Genomic DNA, 12,925 nt, shown 5'->3' with positions numbered 1-12,925 from the left:
GCTGTAAAACTATGCTATTTTTTAGTCGTTAGTTTAATCGGTAAACAAAGATAGTGAAAAGAAGATTAAGGTTCAATTTTGCAAGCGCTTTAACGAGAAAAACTGAATACGTAGATAAATCCGGCATCGTTTGTACCCAGTCTTCAAGAGCACGGGCGTAAGGTGGTGGGTTCTTTTACATGCCAAAAAGAGAGGAGAATGGGGAAGTTGCACGGGAAAAAAGGACAATTTAACTCACTTCGGAATCAGATCTTCATTGGTTTTGTTATGGTGATGCTTGTTGTTCTGCTGCTCGCAGGCATATCGGCCTATGATCGGGTAGCTGCTTTGCTGAAAAGCAATGCGGAAAAACATATTCATCAAACCGCTGTCCAAGCCAGTGGCAGATTGGATGCACTCATTGCACAAGTGAATTCGCTGACCGCCCAGGTGGCGGATGATTCATACGTGCAGCGTCTGCTTAGCGATGAGAAGCAAGGCAACCCAGCTACCTTTAATCAGCGCCAAGCTCTCTTGCAGATTGCAGGCAGTTATCAGTCTTTCATCAACGGAGCGCAAAGTATGGAGATATACACTACGGGTTATAACCGCATATTTCCGATGGATGACCGATCCCTCGATCTCAGAGTGGAGCGCAACTGGATCAACCTGGCGGATGAAGGAAAAGGCAGACTGGTATGGGCAGGCTCTGACCCTGAAGATCCGGGTGTGCTTCTGGCTATTCGGCGGATTAACCTGCTGGATCATTCTTTCGAACATGGAGGTTATGTGGTGGTGCGGATGCAGAGGAGTTTTTTTCAACTTAATGATTCGAATGGGACAGATGGTTCGCAGGACTCTATCATGCTCCTGGATGGGGCAGGCGAAGTGGTGACTTCCGATCTGGAGATTAATCTCGATCCCAAAGCCATATTGGACAGCGGATCAGTCGTCCAGAACGGGGAGGAATCCTATATCGTCGTCCGGCAAAAATCGGAGTTAACGGGCTGGACACTTGCTGTCCTGACCCCGCTGCGGGAGACAACTGAAGGTGTATCCATCCTGAGGACAGCGCTGCTCGTCTCGGGAATGATTGGTGTTGTTCTGTTCCTTATCATGTCCTTCTTCCTGTCCACAATGATTACACGTCCACTCATACGGCTGATGCGGGCCATGCGCAGTGCACAGCCGGGAGCAATGAGACCTAATCTAATGGTCAGCTCTACGATGGAGATCAATGAACTCAACAACGTGTATAACCAGATGGTCTACAGGCAGAACGAATTGACCCGTGTGGTTCATGAGAAGGAAGTCATGCAGTCCCGGGCTGAGCTGAAGGCGTTGCAGTCTCAGATTAATCCTCATTTTTTATTCAACACACTGGAGGCATTCTATTGGTCCCTTGAGGAAAAGGGAGACGAGGAGATGTCCCGTATGGTTGTGGCGATGTCCCGATTATTTCGCTACATCATCTCCAGTTCCCATCAGGATGAATGGGTTACAGTTGCCGACGAGCTGGAACACGCCGAGCGTTATCTTCAAATTATGCAGATGCGGTTGGGAGACAGAATGCAATGGGAGATTCAGCTGAGTGATACGGTGCGTAAGGTCGCAATTCCGAAATTGCTCATACAGCCCTTGGTGGAAAATGCGATTCTTCATGGGATTGAAAGTAAACTGGGACCGGGAAAGATAAGCATTCATGTGGATGCTTCGACCGAGGAGAATCTGGTTCGCATTGAGGTTCGGGATGATGGTCCCGGTATGGATGAATTAAGGCTTCAATCTGTCATTCATGCCTTACATGGTGGCCCCGCTGTATCTAACAAGGGGACAGGTGTAGGTCTAATCAACGTACATCAGCGACTGAAGCTTTACTTTGGCAGCCAACTTGGCGAACGTTGCAGTCTTTCCATAACAAGTAAGGTTGGGGAAGGAACTGTCATTTGCTTTGAGATTCCCATGGGAACGGAGGGTGCATATGATTCATGACAAAACAATTCTAATCGTGGATGATGAGCCGCGTACAAGAGAGGGTATTCGCAAGACATTGGAAGGATGGTCGGCAGGACGAAATCACATTCAGACTGCAGAAAGTGGCGTCGAGGCTGTGGAATGGCTCAAGAAAAAGCCAGCAGATCTGTTAATAACGGATGTTCGCATGCCGGAATTCTCTGGCTTGTCTCTGATTGAAGCCATTCAACATTTTTCGAACAAGCCTGTTGTCCTGATTATGTCGGGGCATGCCGATTTTCAGTACGCCCAGCAGGCCATTAAGCTGGGTGTTGTGGAGTATATGTTGAAACCGATTGATAAGGAACAATTGTTACAGACCGTCGAAAAAGCCCTAAAGTTCAGCGAACAACAGCGACGTATTCAAACGATGCAAGAAATGGTTGACCCCAAGCTGCTGGATGTTAAGGAGCGCGGGGAACAGAGGCTAAATAGCCAGATCAGTGAAGCTTTGGCCTATGTGGATGCTCATCTGGGTGAACATGTGACCATGCGTGAAATCGCTGAGTTACTCCATCTCAACTCCAGTTACTTCAGCGTATTGTTCAAGGAACAGATCGGCATCAATTTTAGTGAATATCTTACCCGCAAACGCATTCAGCGCGCGAAGGAGTTGCTTGTGCAGACAACGATGCCCATCGCGGAGATTGCGGAACAGGTGGGTTATCAGACGGATAAGTATTTTATCACGGTATTTAAAAGTCTTGAGGGGCTAAGTCCAAGCAAATATCGGCATTCCCTATCTGAACGAAATAACAAATAACCTCAAAAAAGTGGAGTTTTTCCAAATTGTTCTGGTCTTATAGAGGCAATAGGCCCATGCTACAATTTGGTTAAAGCGGTTACATTAACCGAAAAAACCAAGGGGGTCTGGAATAATGAGCAAAAAGACGATGGCCATTCTTCTGTCATGGACGCTGGTTCTCGCCGTAATTTTATCCGGATGTAACAGTTCAAGTTCGGATCAAGAGGGTGAAACGGGCAGCAACGGCACAGATGGGAAAGTAACCCTCAAATTCATGCACCTCTGGCCAGCAGGCAGTTCCGCACAGCAAAACAAACTGGTCAACGATATCATCAAGCAGTATCAGACGGATCATCCCAATGTGACCATTAAGCAGGAAGTGTTGGAGAATGAACAATACAAGAACAAATTGAAAATCCTGTCTGCATCCAATGAACTTCCCGATGTTGGTGTAACTTGGGCTGCTGGATTTCTGGAGCCTTATGTGAAGGGGAATCTGTTTGCACCGGTCGATGATCTGCTGAGCGGCTCGCTGGGCGACAAATTCATAGCCGGAACAACAGAAGCTTATGCCATAGACGGCAAAACGTATGCGTTACCAATCGAGTTGAATATCTCCCCCATTTATTATAACAAAGCCATTTTTGCGAAATATAACTTGCAGCCGCCAGCAACGTACGATGAATTCTTGAGTGTGCTGAAGACACTGACAGAGAACGGTGAGGTTCCGATCGCACTGGGCAATAAAGACCGTTGGACCGGCTCACTCTGGTATATGTATCTGGCGAATCGGTTAGGTGGAGATGCACTGGAAAAGGCGATCAATGGCTCCGGCAAGTTTGACGATCCTGCTCTGACTCAAGCTGCTGCCGAAGTACAGAAGCTGGTAGATATGAATGCCTTCAACAAAGGCTTCAACGGGTTGTCCAACGATGAGGGCAAATCCGAATTCATGAATGAAAAGGCTGCTATGTATCTGATGGGCACCTGGGAACTGCCAAACTTCACGACCAACCCGGACATCCCGCAGGAATTCAAGGACAAGATCGGATTTTTCAAATTCCCAACGATGGAAGATGGCAAGAGCGATATTAACAGCTGGGTAGGTGGTCCAGGCGTAGGGCTGTTCGTGGCCCAGAACTCCAAAGTGAAGGAAGAAGCGGCGAAGTTCGTGCAATACTTTGTGGAAAAATGGGGTGAGAGTTCGGTGACTGAAGCAGGCGTCATCCCGGCAACCAAAGTGGATACGGCTGCAGTACAGCTGCCACAGCTCTACATCGACCTGCTGAACGAATTGAATCAGGCCAGCAGTCTGACGCTTTTTGCCGACGTGCAGATGAAACCGGCAGCCGCTCAGGCACATCTGGACATGATTCAGGCGTTGTTTGGCAAAGCGGTAACACCGGAGGACTTTGTGAAGAATCATCAGGCTGCGATTGATAAGGGCAATTGACGTACACACGTTTGAACGCTTGAAGGGAGGATAATGTGATGGACAAAGTCATGTCCAACCGTCTCGTTGCTGCGTTGTACGTGCTTCCTGCACTGCTTCTGCTGCTGGTCTTGGTGTACATCCCGATCGTGCTCACCGGGTATTATGGGTTGATGCAATGGGACGGGATCGGTGCAATGACCTTTATTGGATTGGATAATTACGCCAGACTGCTTCAGGACGGAACATTCTGGCAGAGTGCGAACCATACTTTTTTGCTTGCTTTGTTCTCTGCACTGAGTCTGATCGGTTATCTGATGATTGCTTTGGTGCTGTCAGGCAAGATCAAGGGGGCCAATCTGTTCCGCAAGATATATTTGATCCCGATGCTGCTGTCTTCGGTCGCGATCGCCCAGCTATGGCTGAAGATCTATCATCCCAGCAATGGTGTGCTGAACACCTTTCTGGAAGCGATCGGCTTCAGCAATCCGCCAGCCTGGCTGGCGGAGCCATCACTGGTGCTGTATGCACTGTTCGTACCGATTCTATGGCAGTATGCAGGCTTCTATATTTTGATCTATTATGCGGCCCTCAAAAATATTCCGGAATCTCTGGTGGAAGCAGCCCGGATTGATGGGGCAAGCCCTTGGCAGATCGCTTTTCGAATCAAGCTACCCCTTATTACAGAAGTCATCAAGGTGACTGTGGTACTGGCAGTGGTGGGCTCACTCAAGTATTTTGATCTCATCTACGTGATGACCGATGGCGGACCAAATGGCTCCAGCGAGGTGATGGCCTCCTATATGTATCGTCAGGCGTTCCGTAGCTTCGACTTTGGTTACGGCAGTGCTGTAGGGTTCTTCCTGCTCTTGATCTGTCTGCTTGTTACCTGGCTGCTTCGTAAAGCGACAGCATCCAAAGATACGATCCAGTATTCCTGACGCTAGTTCGTGTCTGAAAACTCGCTGAAGTGCATCTTTTACCGCCTTTTCGCCCCCTGCTGCGTCACTTTCCCTTGACGTGCCCCGGCACGCCTGCGGAAAATTTCCTTGCTTGGAACGAAAATTCGGCAAAATCTGCCACCTTCGGAGTTTCCAGACACGCCCTAGTGAAATGAAAGGAGGTCCATCCGGTGAAGACGGATACGGCCGTTAGATTGCCAACTTACCCGGGGACAAGCCGAGGTTCGGCATGGTTAAGGAGATTCGGATATGTTCTGCTGTATTTCCTCTTGTCCCTGGTAGCTTTGCTGCAAATTTTACCTTTGGTATGGCTGCTATTATTCTCGCTTAAAAATAATCAGGAAGTATTCGACATGGCGCCTTTTTCTCTTCCTGCTACTCCGCGTTGGGAAAACTATGTCAAGGTATGGACAGAGGGAAATATCAGCTTGTACTTCTTCAACAGTGTATGGATTACGGTGGTCTCGGTGGTGGTCACCGTGCTGTTTGCCAGTCTGGTGACCTTTGCCATTACACGTATGCGCTGGAAGGGTCGTTCGCTGGTGCTGGGGCTATTTATGGTGGGTCTGATGATCCCTGTACACTCCACGTTGATCCCGCTGTTCAGCTTGTTCCTAAAGCTTCATCTCACAGATCATCCTTTGTCAGTCATCCTGTCTTACATTGCCTTTAATATGCCAATTACCATTATGATACTACTGGGATTCTACTACGCGCTTCCCCGTGAAGTGGAAGAAGCCGCAGTGATGGATGGCTGCTCCGTGCATCGGATTTTCTTTCGGATTGTGCTGCCGATGACGTCTTCGGTCATTTCCACAACGGCCATCATCAACATGATCTATAACTGGAATGAGTTCATCTTTGTTAATACGTTCATCAGTACAGATTCGTACAAGACCTTAACTGTTGGGGTACAGAACTTTATCGGTCAATATACAACAGATTGGGGAGCCATTGGTGCGACGCTAATGATTAGTATTTTGCCGATCCTGATTGCATTTCTCATCCTGAGTAATCGAATCGTGGAGGGAATTGCTGCGGGTTCTGTTAAAGGATAAAAGGCTGAGGGTCTAAGGTCCTTCCATTACTTGCTTAAAAAGCGAGTCGGGAGGGGCCTTTTTTGTCTTCTAAAACCTCTGGCAGGTGTACAGACACGGAGCTTGATGAAAACGCTGAAAATACCTATTTATGGAATTGCAAAAAACTTTCAACTATTTTCGCAAAACTACTGCATTTTCAAACTACCTGTGCTAACATACCCTAAGAATTAAAGCCCACATGGGAAAGGTGAGAAAATGACAGCAATATCCTCAACCAAAGAGTCCCTTCGTTCTGATGCCAAGGATCTGAATCTGATTCGACTGACATGGCCTATTTTCCTGGAACTCTTCTTATTTATGTTGATGGGGAGCGTGGATACGCTCATGCTCAGCTCGGTATCCGATAATGCGGTCTCCGGCGTTGGAGCAGCCAATCAGATTATTTCTATCGCTATCCTTGTATTGGAAGTCATTGGACATGGTGCTGCAATTGTAGTAGCACAATATATTGGATCGAAAAAGTTAAGTGAAGCAGCACAGGTTACAGGTAATGCGATCACACTGAATCTTATCGTAGGTCTGGTCCTGAGCGGAATCTTCCTTCTGTTCGGAGGACAATTGCTAACACTTCTGAACATTCAAGGCGAAATTTACGATTTTGCCCGTTCGTATATAAATATCGTTGGTGGCGGGATATTCCTCCAGGCACTCATTAATGCGCTGGCAGCGACGATTCGTACACATGGTTACACCAAAGAAACGATGTATGTCGCTGTATTCATGAACGTGATTCACGTTGTTGGTAACTATGCATTGATCTTTGGACACTTCGGCCTTCCGAAGCTTGGAGTGGAAGGGGCAGCAATCTCTACGGTGGGAAGCCGGTTTATCTGCCTGCTGATCTTCTTCTGGTTGTTGTATCGTGTGAGCGAGGTACGGGTGGATTTCGAATACTACATTAAGTTGTCCAAGAAATTCATTGGCAAAATTCTGCGGATTGGCATTCCGTCTGCGATGGAATCGATGGTATATCATTCCTGCCAGCTCGTGTTCACGCTGTATGTGACCTATCTGGGAGCAGAAGCTATGGCAACCAAGCAGTATGCGGGTAACATCTCCAGCTATATCTACTTGTTCAGCATGGCGATTGGTATGGGGACATCGATCATTGTAGGCCGGCTTGTGGGTGCGCGGCGCAAAGACGATGCATACAAACGTGTTTTTGACAGTGTAAAATGGGCCCTTCTGGCCACGGTTATCATTGATGTAATCATCATTTTTTTCCGCGTGCCGCTGATGAGCATCTTTACGGATAATCCGGAAATTATCAAGCTGGGGGCTCAAGTGATCCTGCTCAGCCTTTTGCTCGAAACCGGGCGTACCTGCAATATTGTGATCATTGGTTCCCTGCGTGCCGCAGGGGATGCAAAGTTCCCGGTATATATGGGGCTGATCTCCATGGTCTGCATGAGTCTGCCACTCGGATATCTGCTCATATTCAAGCTTCATCTGGGGCTCGCTGGTGTGTGGCTTGCCATTGCGGCGGATGAGTGGACCCGCGCGGTCATTATGTACTTCCGCTGGAAGAGTAGAGCTTGGGAGAAACATGAATTGGTAGAGCATGATGACGAAGAGGTTGGTGCACAGCCGGTACCGGCTGTCTGACGAAGAATGTTGTGCAAAGATATAAATGAACCTGCTGTAGATCAATGAAGTGGCTCTACAGTAGCCATAGGGCAGCAGTTTCCCAGAAGAGTCAATTACGGAAAGGATTCAATCCGTGATTGGCTCTTTTTGCATCTCCGGCAGAGGCCAACCGAAGTGAAGATAGCAAAAATGATCAAAACGGCGGTTACACCATTCACGTATAGTAAGGATATGGAAGGGGGCTTTACTTCAGTTGAGCCGTTACCGTGCAATGATTCAGCAAAGTTTGTTCTATATTGAGACCCATCTGCATGAGCAGATTGGGCTGGAAGAAGTGGCATCCGAGGCGTTGTTGTCGCCGTATCACTACCATCGAATTTTCCGTAATGAGGTGGGCATGACCGTGGTGGATTATATCCGAAACCGTCGGATGAGTCTGGCGTCTACGGCACTGCGAACCACAGATGCGGGCATTCTGGACATTTCCCTAGCATGTGGCTTTGAGAGTCAGGAAGCCTTCACCCGTGCATTCCGCAAATTATATGGCATGCCGCCGGGACGTTTTCGCAAATTGTTTGACTTGAAATTATTCGAAGGAAGAACCAGAGGAGGAGAATTACAGATGAATCAGACGTCAGCAATTACAGGTTGGATGTTAACGGGAAGTCACCCGCAAAATTATGAGATGGGCATTGATCCAGCTGAAGTGCATCAGGGAAAAGCATCAGGATATTTGAAGGCCGTTACGCCTATGGAGTCTAACGAGTTCGCAACGATGATGCAACAGTTCAGAGCGGACAGGTATGTGGGTAAGCGGATGAAGTTATCGGGATTCGTGAAGACCGAGCATGTGGATGCGTTCTGCGGATTATGGATGCGTGTTGATAATAACGTTCATGATGTACTTCAATTTGATAACATGCATGATCGGCCAATTACGGGTACGCAGCCATGGAATCAGTATAGTATTGTGCTTGATGTACCGGAGGGCAGTGCGGTCATTTCGTTTGGGGTTATTTTGAACGGTAAAGGAAAAGTGTGGGTCGACAGCTTCCGCTTTGAGGAGGTTGATCTGAACACACCGCTGACACATATGGAGACAGAGTACGAGATGTCGGACGAGCCGCTGAACCTGTCATTTGAGGAGTAAGCATATTTATATACAGTTCATAATGATTATGAACTGTATATAAATAAAATTGAACCTGAGATACGATTAAAGTCCAATAAATTATTTAATCTCATAGGAGTATAGAACTTCAAGGAATTTAGTAATTAGTTCTTGTCTTAAGTCCTCCCTGTTTTGATTGTTTGTCTGACGAAGAGATTTTTTGATTTTTGGCTCGAACTTTTGGATGATTTCCAGAACTGCAGTCTGACTCCCTGATTTTGCCTCAGTCAGTAGATCGTACATCTCATATGAAGTATTCATTATTTACCTCCTATTAATTTTTTAATGATGTGATTAGAGTCTAGTGATTGTGCAAAGATTGGATAAGATGTATGAGTTAATAATTAGCTTTTCTCTGAGTAAAGAAACTTACGTAATTTATTTAATGCATTTTTTCTTGTTTTTGAAACACTCTGTTGGCTTACGCCCAACTTTTGAGCAATTTCTATATCTCTCTCCTCTCTACCATAAGAGAGGTTTAATATCTCCTTTTCGCGATGCGATAATTTCAAAAAAAGTTTGTGTAAATTGGGGTCACTAATCTGGTTTTCTAATCCATATAATTCTTGCTTAAACAACTCATCATTCGCATGATTTAAATCACTTTCTTCAACATCATCCATGATTAAGGCAAACCTATCTTGATGTTTTCGAATTTTTTTATCAAAGTTTATTGAGTTGAAGTGTAGGAGAGTTGATATGTAACTAACAAATTTTCTCTCGAGCTCAGCTTTCATACTATTCTGTAAACCTTTTGTGTCAACCATAAATTTTCCTCCTTTTAAATGAAGTTTGTACAACAAATTAGGAACGTATGTTCTTGTTTTATTATACACTTCTTTTGTAAAAAATGCTTGTTAATTTAGGAATTAAATACATTAATTATAAATAAAAAAGGTAACCCATCATTTAGATGAGTTACCTTTTTTATTGAATTAATTACTATTAATTTGGGTTGGAATTATAAAATGTGAACCCTGAAAGAGTGCGAGCAGTAGTGTTTCTAATCATACTAGTATTAACTTTAACTGCAGCAACGCCCTGTTTGGATTCTGCTGCAAGGATACCTCCTTGTGTAACATAGTTGCCAATTACCGCGCCGGATTCTGGTGCACCTTCTGCAACAAATCGATCACCACACTTACATTTGAAGAATCCGCTATGTCCAGGAAACTGTTTAGTTAAAAGCTTGCCAGTACTATCTGCAACATAAGCTGCCCCCTGTAAATACATTCTATGACTTGCTCCATAAGTGGTACATACTGCTTCTGCCATTAATATCTCCCCTTAATATTTAATTTCAAGAACGTTCTTTCCGGATAAGAGCGGCCTTGTAATAAGATAAAGAGATGCGAACTCGAAAAAAAACAACCACAATAAATATTTTGTTTATCAGATAATAGTTCCACAGTAATTTGTCGCGTTGCAGTCTCTACCAAGCAGGAAAATTAAAGTTGAACTATATGGGTCAGCATTTATCGGAGTTTTACTTCATAAGGTTTTTAATGTCCTTTTGCTACCTATAGGGTATAAAGAAGGTAGAGCCGAGTCCAAGCTGAGAGGATACACGTTTTTTTTAAACCCTAAGTCCTTCATAGCTAAATCGCAAAGATCTTGCTAACATAGACGCATAAATCAACTCATGACATAGATAAAGAGGATGAATCCCATGAATAAAAAAGTGCTCGTGGTGGATGACGAATCAAGCATCGTCAGTGCCATTGCTTACGCGCTGCGGCGCGAAGGATATGAAGTAGATACTGCGAGTGACGGCGAAGAGGCCTTGGTTAAGGTCGCATCGTTTCACCCACAGGTCATGATTCTGGACGTCATGATGCCAAGGCTTGATGGATACGGGGTATGCCGCAGGCTGGAGGACCGCGAGGATATCGGCATTATTTTGCTGACCGTCAAAAATGATATCGTAGACAAAATCGTTGGCCTGGAAATGGGCGCCGATGATTACATGACCAAACCATTCGAGATCCGTGAACTGCTCGCAAGGGTGAAAGCGCTCATGCGCCGTGTCGAGAAAAGCAGTCCACCACCTGACGATTCGAAGAATCAGGCCATCGTAAATGGCACACTGCGTATTCATGTTGCTCACCGCACGGTGACCGTGAATGAGGACAAGCTGGATCTGACACCAAAAGAGTTCGACCTGCTGACCATTCTCATGTCTAATCCTGAGCGTGTGTACACACGAGACGATCTGCTGGACCGGGTCTGGGGCATGGAATATGCAGGTGGGACACGGACCGTGGATATCCACATCCAGCGTTTGCGTAAGAAAATTGGGGATACAGAACAGCAAAAATTGCAGACCGTATACGGGATTGGTTACAAAGCATCTGCACCTGAAACAGGCGGGGCCATATGAGAGTCAGCATCAAGCTGAAGTTCAGTGTTTTTCTGGCAGCCTTGCTTATCCTGACCGTGGTTGTGCTTAGTTCACTGGTTCTGCGCGGTATTGAACGCAATCAGCAGTCACAGATTGAAGGTATTTTATCACAGCAGACACGACTGGTGAATCTGAATGTGCGACAGTCCTACTACACGGAGTCCGTTCATCTTGAACAGGAAGTCTTTTTACAACAAAACGGCCGCAGGCTTGCACAGGAACTGGCCAACTCTACCGGATTGCCGATAGCGCTCTATGATATGAAAGGCCAACAAGTCGGTTCATCGATCAGCTCTGGGGAGAGTGCGATTGTTCAGGATACGCTCAACTATGCACTACAAAATAAAATTGCCTATCATGAACAAGGGGATACCTTGCTCTACGCCGCACCACTGGACGGTCCGGATGGACAGATGGGTGCTGTGTGGATGCAATATCCGGTCCAAAGCTATCATGAATTCTATACTCGCATCCTTCAATTGTTCATATGGGCCGGAATTACCGTTGTGGCGCTGAGCTTCATATTAGGTTATCTGTTCTACAATCGGTTTGCTGTCGCGATTACCCGGCTGAAGAGGTCCGCAGATTCCATTCGCGAAGGGAACTACATTACGGAGTCTCCTGTAAGGCGCAAGGATGAATTGGGAGAGCTGGGGCAGGGCATTTATTATATGAGTACATCCATTCAGCAAAACATCACAGCCATGCATGCGGAGCAGCAGAAGTTGCAACTGGCGATTGAGAAACTTCAGGCGCTGGAACAGCAGCAGAAACAATATATCGGTAACATTAGCCATGAATTCAAGACACCGCTGACATCGATCAAAGCTTATGTGGAGCTGCTCGACATGTATAAGGATGATCCGCAACTGCTTGATGATGCCACGAGTAACATTGGTAAAGAAACGGAGCGGCTGTACGAGATGGTCGAGAAAGTCTTACATTTATCTGCTCTGGAGAAGTATGACTTCGAGAATCAGGCCGAAAATGTAGAGGTCAGTGCTCTGCTGGAGGATGCCTGTGGCCGGATGCGGGGGAAAGCGGAGAAATTCGCGCTGAACATGAAACTGGATCTTGAGCCGGCGGTGATCCGTAGCGATCGGGAGAGTCTAATGCATATTTTCATCAACATGCTGGATAATGCGATTAAATATAACGTTCCGGATGGTGTGATCCGGGTGAAGAGCGAACTACAGATGCAGGAGCGTCAAGCGGTCATTCGCATCTACAACTCGGGTACGCCGATTCCGGCAGAGGCGCGGGAGAAGATTTTTGAACCCTTTTACACCGTGAACAAAGACAGAGCCAGAAAAACCGGCGGAACCGGACTGGGGCTATCTCTCGTGAAGCAGTTTGTTGAAAAACAGGGAGGGACAATCACCTTGTTACCAAGCAATCCGGGCGATTCAGAAGATGGGGAAGGCGTGACGTTCCAACTCGTATTTCCTTTGGCTTATGCAAGTTTACAAGTTCGAAACAAGTCTGAATAACTTTGGAAGTATGCGATGTGTATGCTTGGTCTATAGCAAGAGAAA

At 46.3% G+C, this 12,925-nt stretch carries 12 protein-coding genes; 9 read left to right on the top strand and 3 right to left on the bottom strand.

Annotation, left to right across the window (positions count from 1 at the left end; all coding sequences use genetic code 11):
- Positions 1–207: 207 nt before the first annotated feature.
- The 7 genes from MHI12_RS28845 (at position 208) to MHI12_RS28815 (ending at position 8,968) form a co-directional block, all read left to right on the top strand.
- The gene (locus tag MHI12_RS28845; RefSeq protein WP_405170983.1) at positions 208–1,971 is read left to right on the top strand and encodes a sensor histidine kinase; all 1,764 of its coding nucleotides are present in this window, start codon (positions 208–210) and stop codon (positions 1,969–1,971) included.
- Positions 1,961–2,755, top strand: coding sequence for a response regulator (locus MHI12_RS28840; protein WP_405170982.1), 795 nt, complete (start codon positions 1,961–1,963; stop codon positions 2,753–2,755). The genes MHI12_RS28845 and MHI12_RS28840 overlap by 11 nt, the downstream gene beginning before the upstream one ends.
- Positions 2,756–2,870: 115 nt before the next feature.
- Positions 2,871–4,190 carry an extracellular solute-binding protein gene (locus tag MHI12_RS28835; RefSeq protein WP_405170981.1) on the top strand — a complete coding sequence of 440 codons (1,320 nt, stop codon included), beginning with the start codon at positions 2,871–2,873 and terminating at the stop codon, positions 4,188–4,190.
- Positions 4,191–4,228: 38 nt separating this feature from the next.
- Positions 4,229–5,110 (top strand): carbohydrate ABC transporter permease, encoded by an 882-nt coding sequence (locus tag MHI12_RS28830; protein ID WP_036606643.1) that lies wholly within the window; start codon positions 4,229–4,231, stop codon positions 5,108–5,110.
- Positions 5,111–5,325: 215 nt separating this feature from the next.
- Positions 5,326–6,189, top strand: a complete 864-nt coding sequence (locus MHI12_RS28825) for a carbohydrate ABC transporter permease (protein WP_405173066.1) — start codon at positions 5,326–5,328, stop codon at positions 6,187–6,189.
- A gap of 237 nt (positions 6,190–6,426) precedes the next feature.
- Positions 6,427–7,836, top strand: a complete 1,410-nt coding sequence (locus MHI12_RS28820; RefSeq protein WP_253504043.1) for an MATE family efflux transporter — start codon at positions 6,427–6,429, stop codon at positions 7,834–7,836.
- Between the two features lie 235 nt (positions 7,837–8,071).
- Positions 8,072–8,968 carry a helix-turn-helix transcriptional regulator gene (locus tag MHI12_RS28815; RefSeq protein ID WP_405170980.1) on the top strand — a complete coding sequence of 299 codons (897 nt, stop codon included), beginning with the start codon at positions 8,072–8,074 and terminating at the stop codon, positions 8,966–8,968.
- An 81-nt stretch (positions 8,969–9,049) separates the two neighbouring features.
- Here the strand turns inward: MHI12_RS28815 and MHI12_RS28810 are convergent, their stop codons facing one another.
- The 3 genes from MHI12_RS28810 to MHI12_RS28800 all read right to left on the bottom strand — a co-directional run bounded on the left by MHI12_RS28810 (position 9,050) and on the right by MHI12_RS28800 (position 10,264).
- A complete protein-coding gene (locus MHI12_RS28810; RefSeq protein ID WP_405170979.1) occupies positions 9,050–9,250 on the bottom strand; it encodes a helix-turn-helix domain-containing protein in 201 nt (66 codons plus the stop codon).
- Positions 9,251–9,333: 83 nt separating this feature from the next.
- On the bottom strand, positions 9,334–9,756 hold the full coding sequence (locus MHI12_RS28805) for a sigma-70 family RNA polymerase sigma factor (RefSeq protein ID WP_405170978.1): 423 nt from the start codon (positions 9,754–9,756) through the stop codon (positions 9,334–9,336).
- Between the two features lie 178 nt (positions 9,757–9,934).
- Entirely contained in the window at positions 9,935–10,264 is a 330-nt protein-coding gene (locus MHI12_RS28800; protein ID WP_100528243.1) for a hypothetical protein, read from the bottom strand.
- A 394-nt stretch (positions 10,265–10,658) separates the two neighbouring features.
- Between MHI12_RS28800 and MHI12_RS28795 the strand changes: the two genes are divergently transcribed.
- Both MHI12_RS28795 and MHI12_RS28790 read left to right on the top strand, forming a co-directional pair.
- The gene (locus MHI12_RS28795) at positions 10,659–11,369 is read left to right on the top strand and encodes a response regulator transcription factor (protein ID WP_405170977.1); all 711 of its coding nucleotides are present in this window, start codon (positions 10,659–10,661) and stop codon (positions 11,367–11,369) included.
- Positions 11,366–12,880, top strand: coding sequence for an ATP-binding protein (locus MHI12_RS28790; protein WP_405170976.1), 1,515 nt, complete (start codon positions 11,366–11,368; stop codon positions 12,878–12,880). The genes MHI12_RS28795 and MHI12_RS28790 overlap by 4 nt, the downstream gene beginning before the upstream one ends.
- The last annotated feature ends 45 nt before the right edge of the window (positions 12,881–12,925 follow it).

It is taken from the genome of Paenibacillus sp. FSL H8-0280 (assembly GCF_045040665.1).
Lineage (GTDB): Bacteria > Bacillota > Bacilli > Paenibacillales > Paenibacillaceae > Paenibacillus > Paenibacillus xylanexedens_A.
Note: the sequence above shows the minus strand (reverse complement) of the source record. Positions and strands in the feature narration are given on the sequence as shown.

What these genes read in the sequence shown, in the direction of transcription:
- MHI12_RS28840 (WP_405170982.1), top strand. Translation starts at nt 1,961, where the DNA reads ATGATTCATGACAAAACAATTCTAATCGTGGATGATGAGCCGCGTACA.
- MHI12_RS28835 (WP_405170981.1), top strand. Translation starts at nt 2,871, where the DNA reads ATGAGCAAAAAGACGATGGCCATTCTTCTGTCATGGACGCTGGTTCTC.
- MHI12_RS28830 (WP_036606643.1), top strand. Translation starts at nt 4,229, where the DNA reads ATGGACAAAGTCATGTCCAACCGTCTCGTTGCTGCGTTGTACGTGCTT.
- MHI12_RS28820 (WP_253504043.1), top strand. Translation starts at nt 6,427, where the DNA reads ATGACAGCAATATCCTCAACCAAAGAGTCCCTTCGTTCTGATGCCAAG.
- MHI12_RS28810 (WP_405170979.1), bottom strand. Translation starts at nt 9,250, where the DNA reads ATGAATACTTCATATGAGATGTACGATCTACTGACTGAGGCAAAATCA.
- MHI12_RS28805 (WP_405170978.1), bottom strand. Translation starts at nt 9,756, where the DNA reads ATGGTTGACACAAAAGGTTTACAGAATAGTATGAAAGCTGAGCTCGAG.
- MHI12_RS28800 (WP_100528243.1), bottom strand. Translation starts at nt 10,264, where the DNA reads ATGGCAGAAGCAGTATGTACCACTTATGGAGCAAGTCATAGAATGTAT.
- MHI12_RS28795 (WP_405170977.1), top strand. Translation starts at nt 10,659, where the DNA reads ATGAATAAAAAAGTGCTCGTGGTGGATGACGAATCAAGCATCGTCAGT.
- MHI12_RS28790 (WP_405170976.1), top strand. Translation starts at nt 11,366, where the DNA reads ATGAGAGTCAGCATCAAGCTGAAGTTCAGTGTTTTTCTGGCAGCCTTG.